The 23,527-nt window shown below is 48.3% G+C and carries 23 protein-coding genes and 1 pseudogene; 22 read left to right on the top strand and 2 right to left on the bottom strand.

The features are described 5' to 3' along the window. Positions 1-58: 58 nt before the first annotated feature. From Q0600_RS02705 to Q0600_RS02680, 6 genes are all read left to right on the top strand, one after another. The gene (locus Q0600_RS02705) at positions 59-676 is read left to right on the top strand and encodes a 5-formyltetrahydrofolate cyclo-ligase (RefSeq protein ID WP_298756622.1); all 618 of its coding nucleotides are present in this window, start codon (positions 59-61) and stop codon (positions 674-676) included. Then, a complete protein-coding gene (gene rny, locus Q0600_RS02700) occupies positions 609-2,162 on the top strand; it encodes a ribonuclease Y (RefSeq protein WP_298756620.1) in 1,554 nt (517 codons plus the stop codon). Before Q0600_RS02705 ends, rny begins: the two co-directional genes overlap by 68 nt. Before the next feature lie 10 nt (positions 2,163-2,172). Then, positions 2,173-2,754, top strand: coding sequence for a lipid-binding SYLF domain-containing protein (locus tag Q0600_RS02695; protein WP_298756616.1), 582 nt, complete (start codon positions 2,173-2,175; stop codon positions 2,752-2,754). A gap of 479 nt (positions 2,755-3,233) precedes the next feature. Then, positions 3,234-3,797 carry a DedA family protein gene (locus tag Q0600_RS02690; protein ID WP_298756613.1) on the top strand — a complete coding sequence of 188 codons (564 nt, stop codon included), beginning with the start codon at positions 3,234-3,236 and terminating at the stop codon, positions 3,795-3,797. Continuing rightward, positions 3,716-4,531, top strand: coding sequence for a ribonuclease domain-containing protein (locus Q0600_RS02685; RefSeq protein WP_298756611.1), 816 nt, complete (start codon positions 3,716-3,718; stop codon positions 4,529-4,531). Before Q0600_RS02690 ends, Q0600_RS02685 begins: the two co-directional genes overlap by 82 nt. Continuing rightward, a complete protein-coding gene (locus Q0600_RS02680; protein ID WP_298756608.1) occupies positions 4,528-4,809 on the top strand; it encodes a barstar family protein in 282 nt (93 codons plus the stop codon). Before Q0600_RS02685 ends, Q0600_RS02680 begins: the two co-directional genes overlap by 4 nt. 101 nt (positions 4,810-4,910) lie before the next feature. On the opposite strand, the gene Q0600_RS02675 is transcribed toward Q0600_RS02680, so the two are convergent. After that, positions 4,911-5,354 carry a hypothetical protein gene (locus Q0600_RS02675; RefSeq protein ID WP_298756605.1) on the bottom strand — a complete coding sequence of 148 codons (444 nt, stop codon included), beginning with the start codon at positions 5,352-5,354 and terminating at the stop codon, positions 4,911-4,913. A gap of 369 nt (positions 5,355-5,723) precedes the next feature. Next, entirely contained in the window at positions 5,724-6,101 is a 378-nt protein-coding gene (locus Q0600_RS02670) for a hypothetical protein (RefSeq protein ID WP_297905289.1), read from the bottom strand. Between the two features lie 138 nt (positions 6,102-6,239). Here Q0600_RS02670 and gap point away from each other — a divergent pair, with 138 nt between their 5' ends. The 16 genes and pseudogenes from gap to Q0600_RS02590 all read left to right on the top strand — a co-directional run. Continuing rightward, positions 6,240-7,244, top strand: a complete 1,005-nt coding sequence (gap, locus tag Q0600_RS02665; RefSeq protein WP_298756601.1) for a type I glyceraldehyde-3-phosphate dehydrogenase — start codon at positions 6,240-6,242, stop codon at positions 7,242-7,244. 1 nt (position 7,245) lies between these two features. After that, positions 7,246-8,457 (top strand): phosphoglycerate kinase, encoded by a 1,212-nt coding sequence (locus tag Q0600_RS02660; RefSeq protein WP_177386771.1) that lies wholly within the window; start codon positions 7,246-7,248, stop codon positions 8,455-8,457. Then, positions 8,454-9,167 (top strand): triose-phosphate isomerase, encoded by a 714-nt coding sequence (locus Q0600_RS02655; protein ID WP_298756599.1) that lies wholly within the window; start codon positions 8,454-8,456, stop codon positions 9,165-9,167. The genes Q0600_RS02660 and Q0600_RS02655 overlap by 4 nt, the downstream gene beginning before the upstream one ends. 292 nt (positions 9,168-9,459) lie before the next feature. Continuing rightward, a complete protein-coding gene (gene fabI, locus Q0600_RS02650; protein WP_298756596.1) occupies positions 9,460-10,287 on the top strand; it encodes an enoyl-ACP reductase FabI in 828 nt (275 codons plus the stop codon). 21 nt (positions 10,288-10,308) lie between these two features. Continuing rightward, positions 10,309-10,653: a hypothetical protein gene (locus tag Q0600_RS02645; RefSeq protein ID WP_297917747.1), complete on the top strand. Its 345-nt coding sequence runs from the start codon at positions 10,309-10,311 to the stop codon at positions 10,651-10,653. Between the two features lie 255 nt (positions 10,654-10,908). After that, a complete protein-coding gene (locus Q0600_RS02640; RefSeq protein ID WP_298756593.1) occupies positions 10,909-12,339 on the top strand; it encodes a 3'-5' exonuclease in 1,431 nt (476 codons plus the stop codon). Next, on the top strand, positions 12,329-13,183 hold the full coding sequence (locus tag Q0600_RS02635; RefSeq protein ID WP_298756590.1) for a DNA ligase: 855 nt from the start codon (positions 12,329-12,331) through the stop codon (positions 13,181-13,183). Before Q0600_RS02640 ends, Q0600_RS02635 begins: the two co-directional genes overlap by 11 nt. Before the next feature lie 52 nt (positions 13,184-13,235). Beyond that, complete coding sequence (galE, locus tag Q0600_RS02630; protein WP_298756587.1) at positions 13,236-14,225, top strand: UDP-glucose 4-epimerase GalE; 990 nt, start codon at positions 13,236-13,238, stop codon at positions 14,223-14,225. A gap of 81 nt (positions 14,226-14,306) precedes the next feature. After that, positions 14,307-15,845: an oligosaccharide flippase family protein gene (locus Q0600_RS02625; RefSeq protein ID WP_298756584.1), complete on the top strand. Its 1,539-nt coding sequence runs from the start codon at positions 14,307-14,309 to the stop codon at positions 15,843-15,845. Continuing rightward, positions 15,842-17,464: a Coenzyme F420 hydrogenase/dehydrogenase, beta subunit C-terminal domain gene (locus Q0600_RS02620; RefSeq protein WP_298756581.1), complete on the top strand. Its 1,623-nt coding sequence runs from the start codon at positions 15,842-15,844 to the stop codon at positions 17,462-17,464. Before Q0600_RS02625 ends, Q0600_RS02620 begins: the two co-directional genes overlap by 4 nt. Then, positions 17,461-18,522 carry a polysaccharide pyruvyl transferase family protein gene (locus Q0600_RS02615; protein ID WP_298756578.1) on the top strand — a complete coding sequence of 354 codons (1,062 nt, stop codon included), beginning with the start codon at positions 17,461-17,463 and terminating at the stop codon, positions 18,520-18,522. The genes Q0600_RS02620 and Q0600_RS02615 overlap by 4 nt, the downstream gene beginning before the upstream one ends. A 1-nt stretch (position 18,523) precedes the next feature. Then, on the top strand, positions 18,524-19,603 hold the full coding sequence (locus Q0600_RS02610) for a glycosyltransferase family 4 protein (protein ID WP_298756573.1): 1,080 nt from the start codon (positions 18,524-18,526) through the stop codon (positions 19,601-19,603). Next, positions 19,603-20,868, top strand: a complete 1,266-nt coding sequence (locus tag Q0600_RS02605; protein ID WP_298756570.1) for a glycosyltransferase — start codon at positions 19,603-19,605, stop codon at positions 20,866-20,868. Before Q0600_RS02610 ends, Q0600_RS02605 begins: the two co-directional genes overlap by 1 nt. Next, positions 20,865-21,908, top strand: a complete 1,044-nt coding sequence (locus Q0600_RS02600; RefSeq protein WP_298756568.1) for a glycosyltransferase — start codon at positions 20,865-20,867, stop codon at positions 21,906-21,908. Before Q0600_RS02605 ends, Q0600_RS02600 begins: the two co-directional genes overlap by 4 nt. A 248-nt stretch (positions 21,909-22,156) precedes the next feature. Then, positions 22,157-23,275, top strand: coding sequence for a glycosyltransferase (locus Q0600_RS02595; protein WP_298756565.1), 1,119 nt, complete (start codon positions 22,157-22,159; stop codon positions 23,273-23,275). A 2-nt stretch (positions 23,276-23,277) separates the two neighbouring features. Then, a pseudogene (locus tag Q0600_RS02590) lies at positions 23,278-23,527 on the top strand (hypothetical protein); the annotation flags it as partial.

The following is a 23,527-nucleotide window of genomic DNA, read 5'->3' as shown; positions in this document are numbered from 1 at the left end:
CAAGATTATACAAAAACTAGCTAAAATAAGCGTTAAAATTTTATAAAAGGTTTAAGCTATGCAAAAGAATGAATTTAGAGCAATTTGCAAATCGCGTCTAAAATCTCACACCGCGCGAGTGGCTAGATGCGAGCATTACGCACTTTTATGGCGGCTTGAGCGGCTGATAAAATTTTTAAAAGCGCGTAAAATTTTGATATTTTTGCCGATGAGTTACGAGCCGAATGTTTTGATTTTAAGAAAAAAGCTATCAAAAAGCTGCGAATTTTACGTTCCGTTTATGGTGGATATTAGTTTAAAAATGGTAAGATTGCGCCAGCCTTTTAAAATTTCGCGCTTTGGGTTGCGACAGACGCTGCCGCAAAACGGGTATTTTAAAAAGGTCGATCTAGCCGTGGTTCCAGCTATCGGAGTGGATGGCGCAATGGCTAGAATAGGACATGGGAAAGGATTTTACGATATGTTTTTTTCAGGTCTGAAGCTTAAGCCCGCAATCGCGTTCGTGAGTATAAAAGACTGCTTTTGCAGCGAAATTTTATCGCTTGATCACGACGTAAAGGGCGATTTTTACATAACTCCGAACCAAAATTACCTAAAAAGAGGAAAGTATGATAGATATTATAATCGCCTTGTGCGCTCTTGCGGTGGGCGCTGGCATAGGATACTTAGTAGCTAGAAAGATCAATAACGCCAATTACGATTTCTTCGTAGAACAAGCCAAAGCCAAAGCTAAAGCGATAGAATTTGAAGCCGAGGGCATCTTGCGAAATTCTAAAATTTCGGTGCAGGAAGCCGAGTTTGAAGCGAAGAAAAAATATGACGACAAATCAAGCAAACTACAGAAGGAATTTAACGTTAAATTTGACGAGCTCGGCAAAAAGGAGCGCGCACTCCTAACCGAGCAAGAAATTTTAAAAGACAGCAAAAAAGAGCTCGAAAGCGCCAAAAAAGAGGCTAAATTCCTCTACGAAGAGGGCTCGAATTTAAAGAAAAGCTATGAAGAGAAGCTGGCTGAAGCGCTTAAAGTTTTGGAGCGCGTGGCGGGCTTTACGCAGGATGAAGCGCGCGCGCAGGTGCTTAAGAAGGTCGAGGAGCAAAGCCGCACCGACATCGCTCACATCGTGCGAAAATATGAAGAGGAAGCCAAAAAAGAGGCGCGAAAAAAGGCAAATTATATTTTGGCGCAGGCTACGTCGCGCTTTGCGGGCGAATTTGCGGCAGAGCGACTTATCAATGTCGTAAATATCAAAAATGACGAGCTTAAAGGCCGCATCATCGGCAAAGAGGGGCGCAACATAAAGGCGCTTGAGATGACCTTGGGCGTGGACGTCATCATCGACGATACCCCGAATGCGATCATCGTAAGCTCGCACAATCTCTACCGCCGCGCCATCGCCGTTCGCGTCATCGAAACGCTTATCGAAGACGGCAGAATTCAGCCTGCGCGCATCGAGGACATCTACAAAAAAGTAAGCGACGAATTTGAAGCTAGCATCGCCGAAGAGGGCGAAAATATCGTAATGGATCTAGGCCTTAGCAAAATTCACCCCGAAATTTTAAAACTCATCGGCAAGCTTAAATTTCGCGCCAGCTACGGGCAGAACGCCCTTGCGCACAGCCTTGAGGTCGCACATCTTGCGGGCATCATCGCCGCAGAAACGGGCGGAGATCAAAAGCTGGCCAAGCGGGCGGGCTTACTTCACGACATCGGCAAGGCGCTGACTCACGAATACGAGGGCTCGCACGTAGATCTGGGCGCCGAAGTTTGCCGCCGTTATAAAGAGCATCCCGTGGTGATAAATGCCATCTACGCCCACCACGGCCACGAGGAGGCCACCAGCGTAGAAAGCGCCGCAGTCTGTGCCGCAGACGCGCTAAGCGCCGCGCGCCCGGGCGCTAGACGAGAGGTGCTAGAAAGCTATCTAAAACGCGTTAGCGACATCGAAGCGATCGCGATGAGTAAAACCGGCGTCAAGCAAGCCTACGCGATCAACGCAGGTCGCGAGATCCGCGTCATCGCAAACGCCAAGCTTATGAACGACGATGAGGCGGTTTTGGTCGCTAAAGAGATCGCTTCGGAGATCCAAGATAAGGTTCAATTCCCAGGCGAAATTAAGGTTAACGTCATACGCGAGCTTCGCGCGGTCGAGATAGCCAAATAAGGAGTATGAAATGAAAAAATTTATAATCGCTTTATTTTTGCTTTTTAACGCGGCATTTGCCGATGATGAGCTCATCATCAACAGCGCAAGCGCCTATTCGTCGGTAATGCGCACAAACTCGCAGTACAAATATCTAGCGCAGCAAGCCCGCGCGATCGTGATCTTCCCGAGCGTCAAAAAGCTGGGCTTCATCATAGGCGGAATGTACGGCGAGGGGATCATCGTCTACAATAATGACGGCGCGCGCAGCGTAAGCGGCGCAGAGATCAGCAGCGCCAGCATCGGACTTCAGATCGGTTACGAGGATAATTATTTAGTCATTTTCGTGATGAACGACGATGTGATCGAAAAGATGCGAAAATCCCAAATCACGCTCTCGGGCGATGCGACGGCGGTCGCGGGCAATTACAGCGCGGATTCGGGCGCACTGGACGTGTTAAATCAGGATATGTACGTCTTTACGAACAAAGGCGGGCTGTTCGCGGGCGTGAGCCTGGGCGGCTCGGTGCTGGAGACCAAAAATGATCGCGCTTTTGATCCAAATACTGAGGGCTATGCGCTTTTGATGCGAGTAATTGGCGCAGATGAGTAAAATTTAGCTAGAAATGCTAAGGCGCATAGCTTAGCGAAAAATTTTGCTTTATGGGCGTTTTATTAGCGGCTTGGAATTTTGCTCGCGTGATTTCTGCAGAATAATAGACTTAGGTGCGTAATTTTATTGCAATTCGCGGGGTAGGAGGCATTTGAGGATATCGCATAAATCCTGCGTAATTCGCAAGTTGCTTTGAATTCTAAAGAAGTCGAAATTTTGTCGTTAAATTTATAGTCGCAAAATTTTACCGCTAAATTTTGCGGTGATTTTACTTGATGTCTAGAAATTTTATTTTAAAATTTCGCTTAATATTTTGCGGCGAAATTTTGTATTTTGCGGCAGCTGCGCGGAATTTTAAATTTAATGTCGCAGCGAAATCAAGTAGCGTCGTGGGACGTTATAGTGAAATTTTCGCACCGAATTTAAAGCTGCTTTAGTCAAAATTTATAGAATTTTATACGATCTAATGAAAGGATTCGATGGATTCGATGTTTGCAAACCTCCATACGTGGGGGTATCTGATACTGTTTTTATATTCGCTGGGCGGCGGATTTTTGGCGCTTGCGGCGGCGGGCGTGTTAAGCTCGGCCGGCGAGCTCAATATCGTCTTATGCATCGTAATCGCCTGCGTATCGAACTTCATAGGCGATTCTGGGCTATTTTTAGTAAGCCGCTACAATAAAAAAGAGATCATGCCATATCTGCGCAAACAGCGCCGCAACCTCGCTCTGGCACAGATTTTGTTTCGAAAATACGGCGACCGCATCATTTTGATTAAAAAATTTATCTACGGCCTCAAAACCCTCGTACCGATCGCGATCGGTATCACAAAATATTCGTTTTTAAAATTTAGCGTCATCAACGCCGTAAGTTCGCTCATTTGGGCGCTTGTGGTAGGGCTACTGAGCTACTACGCGGGCGATTTCGTGCGCGGGCTCTATGCGCATGTCAAGGACGCGCCGTGGATCGCTCCGCTGGCTCTAGGCGCGATAGTAGCGGCGATCGTGCTCTATTTTCGCTTTGCGACCCGCAAAAGAGGCTAGCGGTGGCAAAAAAGCTGATCCCGCTCGCAATTTTTGCAGTACTTCTTTTAGCGCTAAATTTCATCTCCAATTCGCGCAGTCCTACGACTAAAGATGAGCGGATTTTTACCTCCAAAACCCTGGATGCTGCGTCGCGTAAAAGCGGCGTGCAAAATTCTGCAAGCGGCACCGATCGTAAAATTTCAAGTTCCGAAAATCCTGCAAGCAGCGCCGACGCAAAAGATGAGAGCGGGGCAAGAAGCGCAGACGGCGGAGCAGATCTAGGAGATTTAAAATCTCATCCGCGAGAAAACGAGCCCGCCGCGACAAATCCTAAAAATGAAGCGGACGTCCACAGGCGGCTTAGCGCAGATTATGAAGCTTCGCAATCTCAAAATCTCGCCGCAAATTCTAAAAATCAGCTCGCGGACGAGCCCTGCATAAGCAGGGAGTGTGTGAGCGCTCATATTCGCCGTACGGGCACTTTGCCGCAAAATTTCATCACGAAAAAGCAGGCCGGTGAGCTTGGCTGGCAGGGCGGCGATCTGTGGCGATACGCGCGCGGCAAGAGCATCGGCGGCGATCGCTTCGGCAATTTTGAGCGCAGACTACCTGATAAAAAGGGGCGGATTTGGCGCGAATGCGACATCGAGTATCGCGGCGGCTCGCGCGGCGCAAAGCGGCTGATATTTTCAAACGACGGGCTGATCTTCTACACCGCCGATCATTACGAAAGCTTCGAGCGCGTGCAATGAGTTTAAATTTTAAGACGTGCCGCGCAGCAAAGATCATCATCGACGGTGCAAAGATTAGGCGCAAAGATCAAATTTTCGCGCTGTTTGCCGCAGCGCTGGATTTCAAGCCCGAATACATCGCAAATTTAGACGCGCTTTACGACGCGCTTGGCGAGCGGGGCGGACGGATCTTAGTCGTCATCAAAAGGGGCGGAATTTTAAAACTAAGGCTGGGCAAATTTTATGATATTTTGCTGGATGTTTTGCGCAGCGGCGAGGCAAAAATTTTAATCTTATGAGCTTGTGCGGCAGCCATTTCGCTTTAAAGCTAAATTTTGCCGAGGCAAAGATAGGTTTGTTTCGGTGCAGTTTCGAGAGCGCCGTTAAAATTTACTGAATTTTAGAGCTTATTAAAAGAGGCGATTTTAGAAATTTCGCTCACAAAGCTCACGCGGTCAAATTTAAACTCAAGCCCATACTGCCAATCTTTGCGGCGCAGGTTTTTAAACTCGTAAAGCTTAACCGTCTCCGTTTCAAATTTAATCTTAAGCGCGAGATACCAGCAGCTCCAGATCACGCACGGGCAGCCCAGCAGCACGACATCTCGCTCATCTTGCGTCAAATCGGCTTCAAGCGCGGCGCGCAAAAATAGTTCCTCAAAATCAATCAAGCTCAAATAAGCATAGCTTCCCGCGATGCTGGCCTGCCCGTCCTTTGCGGCAAAGCTTTGCTCGCGCCGCTTAATCAGCTCAAGCAGAGGCTCGCCGTTTATCGCAACGACGACTTCGGTAAGGCTCCGGCCGTCCACCTCGTAATCGTTTAGGTAAAATTTAATGCTATCCATGCGGCAATCTCGCTAAATGATCTGTTTTGCGCCGTATTTACACCGGTCTGCTAAAATTTCAGCGCAGTTTAGCGAATTTGAAGTGAAATTTGGTTGAAAATCAAAAAATTCGCTGCTAAAGCGCAGATCAAGTGGATATTTTGTAGAATTTAGGGATTTAGGGACTTATTTTTTAACGCACTCGAGCTTAAATTCACAAAAAAGCTTAATTTGCATAGATGAAAGAAGCGAAAATAAAAGATTAAATATTATCGCAGATCAAAGAGATCGAAACAAGAGTTAAATTTTACGGATAAAGAAGTCGAAATTAGAATTGAGGGGCTAAATTTAATTCGCTTTTGCGGGCGCTTAAATTTAACCCAGCTGCGGCTACATCATTTCGCCACTTTTGTGCTCGTGCTCGGTGTAGGTTACCGGAATATCCTTCTTGCCTTTGCCCGGCGTATACACTCCCTCTCCACGTTTGAAAAGAAGCTCGATACCTTCGTCGTTCGTAAGCATTATGCCGCTTGCGGAAGCCGCGCGTTTAAGATTATGCTTTTTGCCTTTTTCGTCGGTTAACACGCCCGTTGCGAACATATCGTTCGAGCTAAGGCTGATGCGCTTATCTCCGGTCTCTCCGAGTAGAAATACGATCGTGTGCGCTACAGACTCTTGCTTTTGCTGCGGAGCCGTATCGGCCTTAGGTTGGTTGCATCCGCTTAAAATCGCGATTGCCGCTAATGACGAGAATACAATTCGTCTCATTTTTTCTCCTTTAAAAAAAAGTTCGCGAATTATATAGCCAAAAAGTAAATCCTAGATTTCGCGACTTTTTATTTAATCAAAGATTAACCCAAATTTAGTAAAATTCCAGCTGAAAACATCCCAAATAAGGAGAACCTTATGGCAGTAAAAATCGCAATTAACGGCTTTGGAAGGATCGGTAGGTGCGCGGCTAGAATTGCGCTAAGCAGGGACGATGTGGAGCTTGTGGCGATCAACGATACCGCTAAGCGCGAGCTTACGAGATACCTGCTTCAATACGACACCGTTCACGGCGAATTTCGTAAAAAAGTAGAAATTCTAAGCGACGAATGCATAGCCGTAGACGGCAAAAAGATCCGCGTCTATTCCACCAGAGAGCCTGCGGAGCTTGATTTTGCAGGCGATGGTGCAGAAGCTGTGCTTGAATGTACTGGTGCGTTTTTAACGAGCGAAAAATGCAAGCCGTTCATAGATAACGGTATCGGCGTAGTCGTAATGAGCGCGCCTGCCAAGGATGATACGCCTACTTTCGTAATCGGCGTTAATGAGGGCGCTTATGCAGGACAGCGCATCATCTCAAACGCTAGCTGCACCACTAACGGCCTGGCTCCGATTGCAAAAATTCTAGACGATGAGCTTGGTATCGAAAAGGGTCTTATGACGACGATTCATGCCTATACGCACGGACAGAGCCTAGTCGATGTAAAAGCCAAGGACTTTCGCCGTTCACGCGCCGCAGCTCTTAATATCGCTCCGACCACGACGGGTGCGGCAAAAGCGATTAGTAAGGTACTTCCACAGCTAAGCGGTAAGATGCACGGACAATCGGTGCGCGTGCCGGTGGCTAACGTTTCGATGGTTGATCTAACGGTGCTAACGCGCAAGCAGACGAGTGCTGAGGAGCTAAATGAAATTTTCCGCCGCTATGCCTCTAAAGAGATGAAAGGAATTTTGCTCGTAGACGACGATAGCCGTGTCAGCAGCGATTTTTGTACTTCAGAATACTCCAGCATCGTAGCTAGCGACTGCACGCAGGTAATTGACGGTAATCTTATAAAAGTGATGAGCTGGTATGACAACGAGTGGGGATATAGCGAGCGCCTCATCGATTTAGCCTTATATGCGGCAAAAAGAAGGAAATAAGATGGGCGAAATTCTTTCGATTAAAGATTTGAAATTTAAAGACGGCGCGCGCGTTTTTATCAGGTGTGATTTTAATGTGCCGATGGATGAGTTTTGCAATATTACGGACGATCGCCGCATCCGTTCGTCTATTCCTACGATTAAATATTGCTTAGACGAGGGCTGCGCGGTAATTTTAGCCAGCCACTTAGGACGCCCGAAAAACGGATACGAAGAAAGACTTAGCCTAAAGCCTGTGGTAAAGAGGCTATCTAGGCTTTTGGAACGCGAGATAAAATTTGTCTCTGATGTCGCGGGCGAGGAAGCTGGAGCTGCGGTAAATTCGCTTAAAAAGGGCGAAGTGCTTCTGCTGGATAATCTGCGCTTCGAAAAGGGCGAGAGCAAAAATGACGAAGCATTAGCTAAGAGGCTCGCAAGCTACGCGGAATTTTATATCAACGACGCTTTTGGCGTATGCCACCGCGCGCATGCTTCGGTAGAGGCGATTACGAAATTCTACGATGAGGCACACAAAGCGGCGGGATTTTTGCTGCTAAAAGAGATAAAATTTGCTAAAGACCTTATTAAAGATCCTGCGCGTCCTTTCGTAGCCGTAACGGGTGGCAGCAAAGTAAGCGGCAAGCTTCAGGCGCTTAAAAATTTACTTCCTAAAGTCGATAAGCTCATCATCGGAGGTGGCATGGCGTTTACATTTTTAAAAGCCGTCGGATATGACATCGGCAAATCTTTGCTCGAAGAGGATCTAATCGAGGAAGCAAAAAATATTCTCCGCAATGCTCGCGAGCTTGGGGTTAAAATTTATATCCCCGTCGATGCCGTCGCAGCTCCGCAATGCTCGCAAGATGCCGTTACAAAAAAGGTTACCGTTCAAGAAATTCCAAGCGATTGGATGGGGCTAGATATCGGGCCTGCGACCGTAGCGCTTTTTAAAGAAGCCCTAGACGATGCACAAACGATCTGGTGGAACGGACCGATGGGAGTTTTTGAGATCGATAAATTCGCTCGCGGCAGCCTACATATATCGCACGCGATCGCAGATAGCGACGCCACAACCGTAGTGGGCGGCGGCGATACTGCAGATGTCGTCGAACGCGCGGGCAACGCCGACGATATGACTTTTATTTCTACCGGAGGCGGCGCGAGCTTAGAACTCATCGAAGGCAAGGAGCTGCCGGGCGTGCGAGTGCTTACTGCTAAAACGGAGCTGCGATGATACTGGCGGCGAATCTTAAATGCAACCATACTCGCGCTAGCTTTGAGCGGTACGCTAAAGCTTTAGAGGAAGGCTTAGCGGGCGGAATTTCGCGCGAAGATGAAATTTTGGTTTTTCCTCCTGCTAGCGCATTTTGCGCGAAGGTAAAAAATTTCACCCAAGGCGCGCAGAATTTCTATCCTGCCGCGCACGGCAGCTTTACGGGCGAGATCGGCGGCGATATGCTAGCGGAATTCGACATCAAAACAGTTCTTATTGGGCATAGTGAGCGGCGCGCCATTTTGGGCGAGAGCGCGGAGCTGATAAAAGAAAAATTCGGTTTTGCCGCAGCGCAGGGCTGGCGCATCGTCTTTTGCGTCGGCGAGGACGAGGCGGCATTCGCGCAAGATCGCAGCGAGGATTTCGTAGCGGCGCAGCTTGAGGGTATCGATCTGAAATACCGAAATTTAGTACTAGCCTACGAGCCTGTCTGGGCGATCGGCACGGGCAGAAGCGCGCAGTGCGAGCAGATCGAAAGAATGCTGAAGTTTTTAGGCACCAAAAGCTCAGCACCTCTACTTTACGGAGGCAGCGTAAATGCTGAAAATATCGCAAAAATTTGCGCGATAAGAGGTTGCGACGGGGTGTTAGTGGGCACAGCAAGCTGGGACGCCTCGAAATTTTTGGAACTTATACGCGTTGTCTCGCATCGCTATACTTCGTTGCCTTAAAATTTTGCTCGGTCATTAGCTAATAGGGTAACTCCCGTCGCAAAATTTTAAGTCGCCTAGTCTAGCTTCGCGATACTGTCGCTATCGAATTGCGTTTAAAATTTGACATTTCGCGAGATTTTGCGAATTTTAATTTGTAGAATTTTAAGTCAAATTGCGCAGGATTTTAAGATGGATTTGAATGTTGTTGCAGATTTTGCGACCAAGACTAGGCGTGTAGCCTGTCGCAGGGAGCAAAATCAAAACTCATTCAAAGACGCTTAAAAGCCAAGTAAATTTTAAAGGAGAAATAATGATTTTAAAAGGAAAAAAGGGCCTCATCGTCGGCGTCGCTAACGCCAAATCTATCGCTTACGGCATCGCCGAAGCTTGCCACGCACAGGGTGCGCAGATGGCGTTTACCTACCTAAACGACGCGCTGAAAAAACGCGTAGAGCCGATCGCAGAGGAGTTTGGGAGCAAATTTGTCTATGAGCTTGATGTAAACAACCCTGCCCACTTGGACGGTCTTGCGGATCGTATTAAAGCGGATCTTGGCGAGATAGATTTTGTCGTGCATGCCGTGGCCTATGCGCCAAAAGAAGCTCTTGAGGGCGAGTTTGTAAACACGAGCAAAGAAGCCTTTGACATCGCGATGTGCACAAGCGTGTATTCGCTACTAAGCCTCACGCGTGCGGTGCTGCCGGTGCTAAAAGAGGGCGGCTCGGTGCTCACGCTAACTTATCTTGGCGGACCGAAATTCGTGCCTCACTACAATGTTATGGGTGTCGCAAAAGCGGCTCTTGAAAGCTCAGTGCGCTACCTAGCACACGACCTTGGCGCTAGGAATATCCGCGTAAACGCTATCAGCGCGGGCCCGATCAAAACGCTTGCTGCAAGCGGAATCGGCGACTTTAGGATGATTTTACGCTACAACGAGATCAACGCGCCGCTAAAACGCAACGTCACGACTCAAGACGTAGGCAAAAGCGCGATGTATCTACTTAGCGACCTTGCTAGCGGCGTGACAGGCGAAGTTCACTACGTCGACTGCGGCTACAACATCATGGGTATGGGCGACGTGGCTACCGACGCCGAGGGTAAGACGATCCTTGCGTGGGATACGGCCAAGGCCGAATAAGCGGCGTGCAAAAGGGAAAATTTGACATGCACGGTGTATTACGAGGCTAGGCACAAAACTATAGCAGAAAGCGGCGTAGAGGGTATCGCCGCCGTTTTGCGAGGTGATGACGAGGCCGAAAAGGCCTCGCTTCTGTTGTGTTTAGATTATTACCTTGATCCCTATTACGGCTGCACGCTGGCGCATGAGAGCGAAATTTTCGCCCTTTTGCAGGAGCTGCTTCTTACCGAGCGCTCGCAAGCTATCAGAGACGATATTTTGCAGCTTCTGGGCGATTACTGCGGCGGTTTTAGCGTGCTGCGAAGTAGGATTTGCGAGGCGTCCGGCGAGCTTTTGCCGGGTATCAAGCGCTTGATCGAAAGATAAATTTAACGACCGGCGCGCTTTTGCGCACGGTAATTGCGTCGCGGCGAGCGGTAGTGAAATTTGCCGCGCCTTCGCATACGCCCCTTTTTGTTGCGAAAATGCGGCAGCGTAAAATTTTAAGGTTGGAAGCGGCGATGAAAACCTCGGATGAGCGAGGAGTTCTATTAGGCGCGTACCTAAAAACGGCATGAAGATAGAGGATTATTTCAGAGCCGTTTTTGAAAAAAGCGGTAAAAGCCGTTAGGAAGGAGCTTAATGAAAAAGGATTATATCTGCGTATTTGACTGCGAGACGATCCCAGACGTAGCGGCGCTGGTGCGGGTGCTGGATGAGGACGCGATCGCGGACTGCTTTGAGCCTTTCGATAAAAAAAGCTTCGCAAAGCTTCTTGACGCGCAGCTCTCGCAAAAGATCGGCGGCGAGAAGCAAAGTGCGCCTTTAAATTTTGCTGTAAATTCGGCGGAGCAGAATTTTAAAATAGAAAATTCCGAGCAAAATTCCGCGCCTCAAAATTTTACGCAACAAGATGCTGCGCTTCAAAACTTTGCGAGTGAAAATTCCGCTGAAAATCTCGCTGAACAAAATTTTATAGTGCAGAATTTGAAGGAAAATTCCAAAGCACGAAATTCCGAGCAAAATTCTGCATCGAATTCCACAGAGCAAAATTTCGCATCGCAAAATACGGCGTCTAAAAATTCCGCGTCGTTAAATTTAACCTACGACGATATCGCGCCTCAAAGCTCCGCGGCACAGAGCGTCGCGGTAGAAAATTCCGCGCTCCGAAGCCCTGTGCCTCAGAATTTCGCGGCGGAAAGCTCTACGCCTCAAAGCTCCGCATCCCAAAGCTTAAAGAGCGAAAATCTCGCTTCAAATTCTGCGCAAGATCCCGCGTTAAACGCGCTAAATTTTAAAATTTACGGCGAGCAATTGATCTTTAACGCGGATAAAAGCAAAATTTTAAACCACAAATTGCTCTCGCTTAGGGCGATGGAGATTTTCAAAGAAAAAACCGGCAGCGAATTCCTGCCCGTCTGCTTCCATCGCGTCGTTAGCATTAGCGCCGTGATGGCGGACGGATTCGGCAGGTTTTTGCGCGTCTCGACGCTTGAGGGCGAGAACGAGCGCGATAAGATCGCAAAATTCCTAGCCTTCATCGAGGATTTTAATCCGCGGCTAGTGAGCTTCAACGGGCGCGGGTTCGATCTGCCGATGATTATGGCGCGCGCGATGTGCTATGATCTAAGCGCCGCGGCGTATTTTGAGACGAACGATCGCGATAACAACAAGAGCAAATGGGAGAACTACCGCAGCCGTTACGACGGGCGGTTTCATCTGGATCTGCTCGATCACATCAGCGATTTTGGCGCCGTTCGTGGGCTCAAGCTCGATCATATCTGCGCTAGCGTGGGCTTGCCGGGCAAATACGACGTACACGGCGATCAGGTCCTGCAGCTGTATTACGCGGGCGAGCAGACCAAGATCGACGAGTACTGCAGATCCGACGTGCTCAACACCTACTGGCTATTTTTGAAATACGAGCTTTTGCGCGGCAAGATCACCAAGGATGATTATCTAAATTACATCGCGGTGATGGGCGAATTTTTGCAAAAAGAGTGCGCGCAAATGAGCTATACGCCCGTTTTTTGCGACTTTATAGAAAAGGAGCTAGCGGCATATGCGAAGTGAAATTTTTAAAATTTTAAAAGGCGCGGTTTTTTGCGCGCTGTTTTTGGCCTGCGGCGCGGTCGCGGACGAGGCTAAATTTAAACCGATGCTGCTTAAAGAGTACGTCCCCGGCATGAATATCACGGGCTGGGTGATCAGCGAGAAGCTAGACGGCGTGCGCGCGATCTGGGACGGCAAAAATCTGCGCTCCAGACGCGGCAAGATCATAAACGCCCCCGAGGGCTGGAGCGCGGGCTTTCCGCCGTTTTTCGTGGACGGCGAGCTATACACGGCGCGCGGGGAGTTTGAGCAGCTCGTATCGATAGTATCTTCTAGCGTGCCCGATGAGCGCTGGAGCAGGGTGAAATTTTACGCCTTCGATCTACCGAAGGAGCAAAAAAATTTAAGCGCGAAGATGGAAATTTTAAGAAATTTTATCGCCTCAAGCGGCACGCAAAATTTACTGATCGTGCAGCAAACTCCGGTAAGCACGCACGCCGACGTGCAGGCGTATTTTGATCGCGTCATCGCCTCTGGCGGCGAGGGCGTCGTGCTGCGCGATCCAAACGCGCTTTATGAGAGCGGGCGCAGCGATAAAATTTTAAAATACAAAAAGACGCACGATAGTGATTGCAAGGTCGTAAAAATCAACCCGGGCTACGGCAAAAACGAGGGCAAGATGGGCTCGCTTAGCTGCGTGGATCTACGTAGCGGAGCGAAATTTAAAGTAGGCACGGGCTTTAGCGACGAAATGCGGGAAAATCCGCCTAAGGTGGGCACGATCATCACCTATCAATACCAAAACCTAACCCGCGAGAAAAAGCCGCGCTTCCCCGTATTTTTGCGCGTGCGACCAGCGATTTAATCTAAGGGGCTATAATCGCGTATTTTGATAAATTTGATCCGAAGGAGAATAGATGAAAATTTTAATCACCGGCGGCGCGGGATACATCGGCAGCCACGTCGCAAAGGCGCTTTTAGAAGCGAACCGCCACGACGTCGTCATACTGGATAATCTTTGCAAAGGCTCGATGCGAGCGATCGAGGCGCTTCGCAAGATAGGCGAGTTTGAGTTCGTACAGGAAAGCCTAGAAAACATCCCTGCGATCGAGAAGCTTTTTAAGCGCGAGAAGTTTGACGCGATCATTCACTTTGCGGCGTTTATCGAAGTTTTTGAAAGCACGCAAAATCCGCTAAAATACTATCTAAACAACACCGCCAATGCGATGAATTTGATCGCGCTTGCGAACAAATACGGCGTGAAAGACTTTATCTTTAGCTCCACGGCAGCGACCTACGGCGAGCCCGACATCCCGCAAGTAAGCGAGGAAACTCCGCAAAATCCGATCAATCCGTACGGCAGAAGCAAGCTGATGGTCGAGTGGGTGCTAAAAGATACGGCGGCGGCAAATCCAAATTTTAAATATGGAATTTTGCGCTACTTCAACGTCGCAGGAGCCGCAAGCGACGGCACGATCGGGCAAAACTACCCGAACGCGACGCATCTTATCAAGGTTGCAACCCAAACTATTGTCGGTAAGCGCGATAAGATGAGTATTTTTGGCGATGATTACGACACCAAGGACGGTACCTGCATACGCGACTACATCCACGTAGAGGACCTCGCAAGCGCGCATCTGGCGGTACTTGATTATCTGCAAAGCGGTGATAGTGCGGTCTTTAACGTAGGATATGGCACGGGCTTTAGCGTAAAAGAGGTCGTTAATGAAGCTAAAAAAGTAAGCGGCGTGGATTTTAAAGTGCAGATCGCTCCGCGCAGAGCCGGCGATCCTGCCTGCCTCATCTCAAACGCGGATAAAATTCGCACCAAAACTTCGTGGCATCCCGAGCACGAGAGCTTAGATGAGATCATCCTAAGCGCGCTTAATTGGGAAAAGAAGCTCTAGGTTCTAGCGTGAAAGTGCGATTTGAAATTTTAAAATTTTACTCCGCCGCGTTTAATAGCGGCGAGCAAAAGGAAGCCTTGTTTGCTTAAAATTCTAAACGCCCCCGAAGCCGCGCAGCGCAAGCTCGGCGTCGTGCTATCGTATGTGAATATCTTTGTTTCTACGATACTTACTTTGGTTTATACGCCGTTTTTTCTGCGGGCGCTGGGGCAGAGCGAGTTTGGGCTATATTCTTTATCAAGCAGCGTTATCGGCTATTTGGCGATTTTGGATTTAGGCTTTGGCAACGCTGTGACGGTCTATACCGCCAAATACGCCTCAAGTGGCGAAGTGGAGCGCATGCATAAGCTGCACGGCACGATTTTTAGCGTGTATTTGGTAATGAGCGCGGTGGTCGTGCTTGCAGGAGCTGCGCTGCTAGCCAATCTGCACGCGATTTTTGGCGCTAAGCTAAGCACTAGCGAGATGGGCGAAATTCGCATTATGCTAATGCTGCTAACTGCGAATTTAGCGATTAGTTTTCCTTTTAGCATCTATTCGTCGATCCTTACAGCGCATGAGAATTTCGTATTTATCAAACTAGTTGGGATCTTTCGCACGATCGCTCTGCCGCTAGCTGCGGTGCCTGCGCTACTTTTGGGCTATAAGGCTATCGCGATCGTAATCATCGCTACGGTGGTAAATTTAATCTGCGTCGCGGCAGATTTCATCTACTGCAAGCGCAAAGTCTCGCCCGTGATAAGCGTGCGAAATTTCGACGCCTCCACGCTTAAGCAAATTTTTGGCTACTCGTTTTTTATATTTTTAGGCATCGTAGTCGATCAAGTAAACTGGAATGTCGATAATTTTATCTTAGGCGCTGTAGCAGGCGCTACGGCGGTCTCCACGTATGCCGTAGCAAGCACGATAAATGCCACTTTCGTCACGCTTTCGCTCACCATTAGCGGTGTGATGCTTCCTAAAATCGCCAAAATGGTCTCTGCCAACTCCACCGATTCCGAGCTTAGCGCGGAATTTATCAAAATAGGCAGGCTGCAATTTTACGTGATATTTTTTATCGCGTCGCTTTTGGTGATTTTTGGACGGGAGTTTATCGTGCTATGGGCTGGCGCAAATTATGAAATTTCATACGCAATCGCGCTTATTTTGGTGCTTCCAGTAAGCGTGCCGTTGATTCAAAATTTAGGCTTAGCCGTGCTTCAGGCAAAAAACAAAGTCAAATTTCGCTCAATCGCTGCGTTTTGCGTCACGCTAGTAAACATCGCTATTTCTATCCCGCTAGCTAAGGCTTACGGTGGCGTGGGCGCTGCGTGCGGCACGGCTTTTGCGATCACCTTGCTAAATATCTGCGTGATGAATATCTACTATGCTCGTGTAATCGGACTTGACATCGCTAAATTTTGGCGAAATATCGGCGCGATGGTAGTAAAATTTGCTCCCGCAATCGCAGCAAGCCTAGTGATAAATTACGCACTAGGCTTGCATGGAGTGAGCTTTTTGTTAATTTGCGGCGGGCTTTATTCGGCTATGTTTGTGCTAAGCGCATATTTTTGGGCGATGAATGACTACGAACGCGCGATTTCTGGTGGCATTGCAGCTAAGATAAGGAGGCGGGCTTGAGCTTCAATGTAATTAGCGAAGTGGTTACGAAAGGCCGCTGTATCGGCTGCGGCGTCTGCGCGAGTAGCTGCCCTTTTAGCGTACTAAAAATGCGGCTTGGAGGCAATGGATTTTACGCGCCCGAGGAGGGCGAAGGGTGCCGCGACAAATGTGATATTTGTCTAAAAGTCTGCCCGTTTTACGAAAAAGATACGCTTGAAAATGAGCTAAATTCTAAATCATACTCAGAGTTGGAAAGCTTTAGCCCAGATTTTGGCAGGTTTTTAGCCACTTATAAATTCTACAAAAAAGATGAAGCGCAGCGCTTAAGCAGTGCAAGCGGCGGCGCGGGAGATTATATTTTTCGCGAGCTTTTTGCGCGCGGGCTCATTGATTACGCGATTTGTGCTGTGCCTGCGGACGAGGGGGATTTTATAGCCCCAAATTCCAAGCGTGATTTTTCTGCCTGCAATAATTTAGCGCAGCCGCAGAATTTGCAAAATTCCGCAACTAAAAATTCCGAGCAGAATTCTGCAATTCCGAATTTAACGCAGAATTTGGCGGACGATGATTCTATAAATTTTACGAGTGCACAAAATTCCTTTTGCGAAAATTTTACGCAGAATTCTATGCAGAATTTTACAAATGAAAATTTCGCACAGAATTCTAAAGCTTCTTGTAAAAATTCCGTATCAACGCAGAATTTTACCTGCGAGAATTCTAAAAACACGCGAAATTATGCGGGCGAAAATTCCGTGCCGCTATTTAAATTTAGCGTGATAAAAAATGCTGGTGAGCTTACTCGTGCTCGCTCGTCCGCTTACTATCCGCTCACGCTTGAAGCAGTGCTAAAAGAGATGTCGCGCCACGAGGGCAGATACGCGATCAGCGCGCTGCCGTGCTTTGCTAAGGCCTTAAGGCTTGCTGCGAGTAAAAATCCGCGCCTTAAATCCCGCATAAGCTTTATTATTGGGCTGGTTTGCGGACAGGGCAAGGGTGCTGGTTTTACGCATAAGCTGGCAGATCTTGCGTTTAAAGAGAGTAAGCAGCTCGCGGCGGTTAATTACAGATATAAAATCGCGGGCAAAAGTGCGATGAGCTTTGGCTTTAAATTCCGCGCTGCAGACGGCAGTGAGGCGATAGACGATCGCAGTAGTAGCGCCTTTGCATACTGGAGCTCGCGCGCTTTTACGCCGCTTGCGTGCAACTCCTGCACCGACGTTTTTGCTAAATGCGCCGACGTCGTACTGATGGATGCGTGGCTGCAAAGCGAAATGAGCGAGTGGCGCGGCACGTCGCTCGTAATTACGCGCACAGCTCAGATCGACGCGCTGTTTTCGCAGCCTACGAAGCAGGCACGCGAGGCGATTTTTTGCGAGCGGATATCCGCAGCAGAGGTGCAGCGCTCGCAGCAAAGCCAGGTGGAGTGCAAAAACGAAATTTTCTATGGCGCGAAAAACCCGCTTAGACGCTACATCTTGCGCCAGAAGCTTCAGATCCAGCGATATAGCGCTACGCATTTTGATTGTGATGATTTCATCTCTGCTAGGCTTAAAAAAATTGCCGCTGCGAATAAAGTGCTAGCGCTTTTGGCGCTACCAAAGATCGCGGCATATAAAATTTATAGGAAGTTTGCATGAAGATCGGGATTTTTACCCTGCCGCTAGTAAATAATTACGGCGGAATTTTACAAGCTTATGCGCTAAGCCGCGTGCTAGTGGGGCTTGGGCATGAGCCACGTCTCATAAACTTGCACCTGCAAAGAAGCAAACTATCGATTGCGTATCTTAAATTTTTAGTGGCGCGCACGCTAAAAAAGGAGCTTTGCGGCGCGAAATTTAATCCCTCTTACGAGCGCGATACTAGCGAGTTTGTATCGGAAAATATCCCTTTAACCGCGCCTGTTTGCACGCCTGCGGATTTAAAGGCGCTGTGCGAGAAAGAACGCTTTGAAACGGTGATTTTAGGAAGCGATCAGGTTTTTCGCCCTAGCTATTTTGCGGATTTTGCAGATTGCTTTAGCCTTGGATTTTTGCCGCCTAACTGCACGCGGATCGCCTATGCTGCAAGCTTTGGCGGAGATAGACTCTGTGGACTTAAAAACCCCGCGGATTTAAAAGCTCACACTGCAAATTTGGCTAAATTTAAAGCTATTTCGGTGCGCGAGTGCGACGGCGTAAGGCTTGCACGCGAATGCTTTGGCGTAGATGCGCACTGGGTGCTAGATCCTACGCTTTTGGCTAACAAAGAGATTTACGATAAATTTTTAAGCTATGCGCCCAAGCACAAGGGTTTTGCCTATATCCTAGATCCATCGCCTCGCTCAGAAGCGGCGATAGAGCTACTAAAGAAGCAAAGCGGACTAGAGATAGATGAGGTAAATGACCGCGGCAACCGCATCGGCATAAAAGCGTGGCTAAGCGCTATTACGGACGCGGAGTTTGTGCTAACCGACTCATTTCACGGCTGCGTATTTTCCATAATCTTTAATAAGCCGTTTTTTGTGCTCGTCAATGCTAGTCGCGGTGCGTCGCGCTTTAGCTCGCTTTTGGGCTCCTTCGGGCTTGAAGATAGAGCTTTGCAAGATCCCAAAGACGCGCGTTTGAACGCGACTATCGATTGGGATGGCGTAAATGAGGCGTTGCGCCGTAAAAGAGAGGATTCGATGAAATTTTTAAAAATAAGTTTAGGCTCATAAAATGAAAATAGCTATGGTAATTTCTGCTTTAGGCAAGGGCGGTGCCGAGCGTGTGCTAAGCGTGCTGGCAAATTTTTTCTGCCGCGAGAATGAAGTCTGCGTGATAAAATTTGACGCAGACGAGCCGTTTTACGCGCTAGATCCTAAGATCGAGCTTATTAGCTTGGATTTAGGAGTAGGCGATTTAGGAGTATTTGGCAATATAAAAAAGCGCTACGATAAAATTTTAGCCTTGCACAGGCTTCTAAAAAATCGTAAATTTGACGTAGTAATCTCGTTTTTAGATAATACCAATGTCCTTACGCTTATCGCAAATCTTGGAGTTGGGCAGAAAATCATCGTCTCCGAACACACCAATCATCGCTTTTTAAAAAGTCCGATCTGGCGAGCGCTCAAGCGGATCTTTTATCCGCGAGCTGCAGGTCTTAGTGTGCTTAGTAAATTCGATCTGGATCATTACACATATGTGCAAAATCGAGTGATTATGCCTAATCCGATGTTTGAGATCAGCCATGCTAAAGAGGCCCGCCCGCCTAAAGAAAATATCATCCTAGCAGCCGGCCGGCTCAATGTCTATAAGGGCTTTGATGTCCTTCTTAAGGCGCTTGCGCTTATAGATTTCAATCTTTTAAAAGAGTGGAAGGTGGTGATCGCAGGCGACGGAGAGGAGCGAAAGAGCCTTGAGAGTCTAGCTGCGAAGCTGCGCTTAAATGTGCAGTTCATCGGCTTTGTACGCGATATCGAGAGCTTATATGAACGCGCTAAAATCGTAGTCGTAACCTCCAAGATGGAGGGCTTTTGTAATATTTTGATGGAGAGTATATTTTTCGGCACCGCTAGAATTTCTACAGATTGCATCGCAGGTCCTAGCGAGCTTATAAGCGACGGCATAGATGGGTTTTTGTGCCCGGTGGGCGATAGCGCAAGTATCGCTAAAAAGCTTGAAATTCTAATGAGCGACGAAAAGCTGCGCGAGCGGCTCGTGCAAAACGCCTCCAAGCGCGAGGAGAGCTTTAAAATTGAAACGATCGGGCGACGCTGGCTGGATTTCATAGCCGCTACGATAAAAAGGGAGGAATAATGAGCGAAAATCCCCTAATCTCGGTCATCATCCCCGTTTATAATGTCAAAGAATTCCTGCGCGCTTGCGTGGAGCGTATCACGGCGCAGACCTATACGAATTTAGAAATTTTACTCGTAGATGATGGCTCAAATGATGGCAGCGAGGCGATTTGCGACGAATACGCTGCGCGTGATCCTCGTGTGCGCGTGCTGCATAAACCAAACGGCGGGCAGGCTAGTGCACGAAACGCCGCTTTAGATGTCGCTCGCGGGGAGTTTATCAGTTTCGTAGATAGCGACGATTTGATAAGTCTTGATTTGATTGAGACGCTTTTTCGTCTAACGCAGAAATTTTGCACCAAAATAGCTATGTGCGGCTACGCAGCATTTAGCGACGAGAGCGAAATAAATAATTTCAAGGCGGCTTTAAATTCTAAAGAAAATCAAAATTCTAAAGAGGTTAGCGATTTAGGAGGAGCTGCAAATTCGAATGCCAACGCAGGCGAATACAAAATATCGCCGCAAGAGCTTTTTAGACGCAGCTGCACGCAGGATCCGTATTTTAGCACCGCGGTTTGGCGCGCGCTGTTTGCTCGCGAAATTTTCACTGCTTTGCGCTTTCCTATGGGGCAGATCTATGAGGATGTGGCGATATTTTTTGATATTTTTAACGCTTCTATTACGGCGTGCACGGATGAAATTTTATATTTTTACCGCGTAAGGGCGGGCTCGACCGTAAACTCATTTGCGCGCAGGCATCTTGCGGTCATCGCTGCGGTGCGCCGCTATACTGAGGCGATCGCTGCGAATTATCCGAGCTTGGCGCGTGAGGCTAATTTCACTCGCTGCGAATCCGCGCTGAATACGGCGTTTTTAATTATCAAATCGAGCTTTGATCCTGCAGGCTTGGATGGAGATGCAACTTCTCCTTCCGAGGCTAATACGTGCAGCTTGGCAAACGAGGCGGATTTGCATGGCGCTGATAGTTTATCTTGCGCATGCAGTAAAAATTCTGCATTTAAAAATTCCTCTGAGCAAAATTATATGCGAAATTCCGAACAAAATTCTGCGTCGCAAAGAAAGATCGCAGATCCCCGCTCGCCTTTAAGCGCTGCAGAAGCTGCGGATCAGATCCGCTCACTGCACGCTTTGGTGCGCGAGCGGCTGGATTTTAGATTTTTCGCGGCGCATGCAAGCCGCACGCAGACGCTAATGATGGTCTTATTTTACGCTAGCCCCGCGCTTTTGCGGCTATTTTATAAAATTTATCGGAAGTTAAAATGAAAATTTTATTCGTCATAGCAGCTCTTAGAAACGGCGGCGCAGAGCGCGTGCTTCAGGTCTTGGCGAACCATTTTGCGCGCGCAAACGACGTTACGATCGCGATTTTGGAAAACGACGAGGGCAGGTATAAATTTAGCGAAAAGATAAAATTTTTGCATCTGGACGTTTATAAAAACGGCGGCAGGTTCGATAAATACAGAATTTTGCGCGAGTGTTTCAAGCGCGAGCGCCCAAGCGTCATCATCAGCTTTATGGACTGGACGAACGTAGCGTGCGTGATCGCAAGCTTCGGGCTAGGCATCCCGCTCATCGCGACCGAGCACAACGCGCACGATTATCTGCGAAGCGGGCTTTTTAGCCGCGTGCGCGATCTGTGCTATAAAAAAGCAGACGCGCTTACGGTGCTTACGCGCTCGGACTTTGAGTACTATTCGCGATTTGTCAAAAACTGCTTCGTCGTGCATAACCCCTTTTTCGGCGAGATCTGCGACGCAAAAAGCGCCAAGCGAAACGTGATCTTAAGCGTCGGTAGGCTCGAGCCCGTAAAGGGGTATGAAATTTACTTTGACGCGCTAAGCAGGATCGATAAAAGCCTGCTTGCGAAGTGGGAAATTTTAATCGCGGGCGACGGCTCGCTGCGCGAAAGCTTGCGCGAGTTGGCGGCGCGGCTTGGGCTTGAAGTGCGATTTTTAGGGCACAAGCAGAACGTGAGCGAGCTGTATAAAAAAGCCAAAATTTTTGTGCTAAGCTCGCTTAATGAAGGGCTTTCGAACGTGCTGATCGAGTCTGCATTTTACGGCTGCGCACGGCTTAGCAGCGACACTGCGGGCGCAAAAGAGCTCATAAAGGACGGCTTTAGCGGCATTTTATTTAAACGCGGCGATGCGAATGAACTTGCGAGTAAGCTCGAAAATTTGATGCGCGATGAGGCGCTGCAAAAGCGGCTCGTGCAAAATGCAAATGAAAATTTAGACGATTTTTCGCAGGAGCGCATAGTCGAGCTTTGGCAGGGCTTGATAGATCGATTCGCACGCAAATAGTAGCCGCTTATCGATGCCCTAGCAGCGCGCAGGGATTAAATTTAAACTTCGGTGTGCTAAGATAGGCTCTTGCGCCCAAGCGTAGCAGCGCGTTTAAATTTACAAAGCGCATCGCGCGATGAAATTTAGCCGCTTAGAACAGCGCAAAATACGCTAAATTTAAACGGAGTGTGCGGCGTATGCTCGCATAAAAAGCGGAACTAAAGCTTAAATTTAGGGCGCGGCAGCGATATTTAAAAGGTAAAGGGATGAAGAAATTAAGCGTTTTTATATATTCGATGGCAGGAGGCGGCGCCGAGCGCGTCGTAAGCAACCTCCTAGGCGAGCTTACGGCACGCTACGAGGTGCATCTGGTGCTGATGAACGAGAGGATTTTTTATGAAATTCCAAGCGGCGTGCAGATCCATTTCATCGAAAAATCAGCCCCTTTTGAAAACGGGCTGCTGAAGCTTGCAAAGCTGCCGTTTTTGGCGCTGCGATACAAAAAACTATGCGAGCGCCTAGGTATCGACATCCACTTCGTTTGGATGAACCGCCCGTGTTACGTGGCGGCGCTGGCGCGAGTTTACGGATTGGGCGGAACGATGATTTTTAACGAATGCTCGACGCCGTCGGTGCTGTATAAAGATGCGAGCTTCAAATCCAAAATTTCAAAGCTTCTGCTTCGCAAGCTCTATCCGAAGGCTGATTTTATCTTTCCAAACTCGCTTGGAAATCTGCGCGATCTGGCGGATAATTTTGGGATTGATGAGCGCAAGATGAGCGTGCTGTATAACGCGATCGATCTTGATGAGATCGGCCGTAAAGCTAGCGAACCTATCGCGCAGGAGCGACCGTTTTTCTTAAGCGTCGGCAGGCTCGATGCGGGCAAAAACCACGCGCTTTTGATCCGCGCGTATGCGAATTTAAAAAATAACGACAAAGACCTGCTGATCTTGGGCGACGGCGTGCTGCGAGCCAAGCTTGAGGCTCTGATAGAGGAGCTGGGCTTAAGCGGCCGCGTGAAGCTGTTGGGCTTTGACGCAAACCCGTATAAATATATGGCTAGATGCTACGCTTTTGTTTTCGTAAGCCTTTTTGAGGGCTTTTCAAACGCGCTTATTGAAGCGCTTGCATGCGGCAAGCTCGTGATTTCAAGCGATCATCAAAGCGGCGCGCGCGAGCTTATGGGGCAGAGCGAATGGGGCGTGCTGGTGGGCGTGAACGATCTAGAAAGCACCCAAGCGGCGATGCAAAAAGCGCTGGATGATGAAAATTATGTAAAATTTTATGAGAAAAAGGCTAAAATTAGAGCCTCGTTTTTCGATAAAAAACGGATAGCAAGCGAGCTGATCGCAAAAATAGAACAAATCGACGAAGGAAAATAGGCGTGGGTGAAGAAAAAAAGGCTTTTAGCGTCAGAGAGATCGACGAAGGATCGGACGATCAAAAAGGCGCGCAATCAATGGGTGCGGACAAAGCTGCCTTAAGCGAAAATTTCGCTAGTGAGGGAAATTTTGACGGTTTAGGTAAAGGGATAATGAGAGTAATCAGAGATATGGGACTAAAAGAACCTTATGTAGCTATCAGTGATATAGATTATTCAAATTTACCTAATGATATAAGTGCATTTTTCTATA

Source organism: uncultured Campylobacter sp. (assembly GCF_938041645.1).
In the GTDB taxonomy this organism is placed as follows: Bacteria; Campylobacterota; Campylobacteria; order Campylobacterales; family Campylobacteraceae; genus Campylobacter_B.
This window is presented reverse-complemented; position numbering and strand designations above follow the sequence as displayed.

What these genes read in the sequence shown, in the direction of transcription:
- Q0600_RS02705 (WP_298756622.1), top strand. Translation starts at nt 59, where the DNA reads ATGCAAAAGAATGAATTTAGAGCAATTTGCAAATCGCGTCTAAAATCT.
- rny (WP_298756620.1), top strand. Translation starts at nt 609, where the DNA reads ATGATAGATATTATAATCGCCTTGTGCGCTCTTGCGGTGGGCGCTGGC.
- Q0600_RS02695 (WP_298756616.1), top strand. Translation starts at nt 2,173, where the DNA reads ATGAAAAAATTTATAATCGCTTTATTTTTGCTTTTTAACGCGGCATTT.
- Q0600_RS02690 (WP_298756613.1), top strand. Translation starts at nt 3,234, where the DNA reads ATGGATTCGATGTTTGCAAACCTCCATACGTGGGGGTATCTGATACTG.
- Q0600_RS02680 (WP_298756608.1), top strand. Translation starts at nt 4,528, where the DNA reads ATGAGTTTAAATTTTAAGACGTGCCGCGCAGCAAAGATCATCATCGAC.
- Q0600_RS02675 (WP_298756605.1), bottom strand. Translation starts at nt 5,354, where the DNA reads ATGGATAGCATTAAATTTTACCTAAACGATTACGAGGTGGACGGCCGG.
- Q0600_RS02670 (WP_297905289.1), bottom strand. Translation starts at nt 6,101, where the DNA reads ATGAGACGAATTGTATTCTCGTCATTAGCGGCAATCGCGATTTTAAGC.
- gap (WP_298756601.1), top strand. Translation starts at nt 6,240, where the DNA reads ATGGCAGTAAAAATCGCAATTAACGGCTTTGGAAGGATCGGTAGGTGC.
- Q0600_RS02660 (WP_177386771.1), top strand. Translation starts at nt 7,246, where the DNA reads ATGGGCGAAATTCTTTCGATTAAAGATTTGAAATTTAAAGACGGCGCG.
- Q0600_RS02655 (WP_298756599.1), top strand. Translation starts at nt 8,454, where the DNA reads ATGATACTGGCGGCGAATCTTAAATGCAACCATACTCGCGCTAGCTTT.
- fabI (WP_298756596.1), top strand. Translation starts at nt 9,460, where the DNA reads ATGATTTTAAAAGGAAAAAAGGGCCTCATCGTCGGCGTCGCTAACGCC.
- Q0600_RS02640 (WP_298756593.1), top strand. Translation starts at nt 10,909, where the DNA reads ATGAAAAAGGATTATATCTGCGTATTTGACTGCGAGACGATCCCAGAC.
- Q0600_RS02635 (WP_298756590.1), top strand. Translation starts at nt 12,329, where the DNA reads ATGCGAAGTGAAATTTTTAAAATTTTAAAAGGCGCGGTTTTTTGCGCG.
- galE (WP_298756587.1), top strand. Translation starts at nt 13,236, where the DNA reads ATGAAAATTTTAATCACCGGCGGCGCGGGATACATCGGCAGCCACGTC.
- Q0600_RS02615 (WP_298756578.1), top strand. Translation starts at nt 17,461, where the DNA reads ATGAAGATCGGGATTTTTACCCTGCCGCTAGTAAATAATTACGGCGGA.
- Q0600_RS02610 (WP_298756573.1), top strand. Translation starts at nt 18,524, where the DNA reads ATGAAAATAGCTATGGTAATTTCTGCTTTAGGCAAGGGCGGTGCCGAG.
- Q0600_RS02605 (WP_298756570.1), top strand. Translation starts at nt 19,603, where the DNA reads ATGAGCGAAAATCCCCTAATCTCGGTCATCATCCCCGTTTATAATGTC.
- Q0600_RS02600 (WP_298756568.1), top strand. Translation starts at nt 20,865, where the DNA reads ATGAAAATTTTATTCGTCATAGCAGCTCTTAGAAACGGCGGCGCAGAG.
- Q0600_RS02595 (WP_298756565.1), top strand. Translation starts at nt 22,157, where the DNA reads ATGAAGAAATTAAGCGTTTTTATATATTCGATGGCAGGAGGCGGCGCC.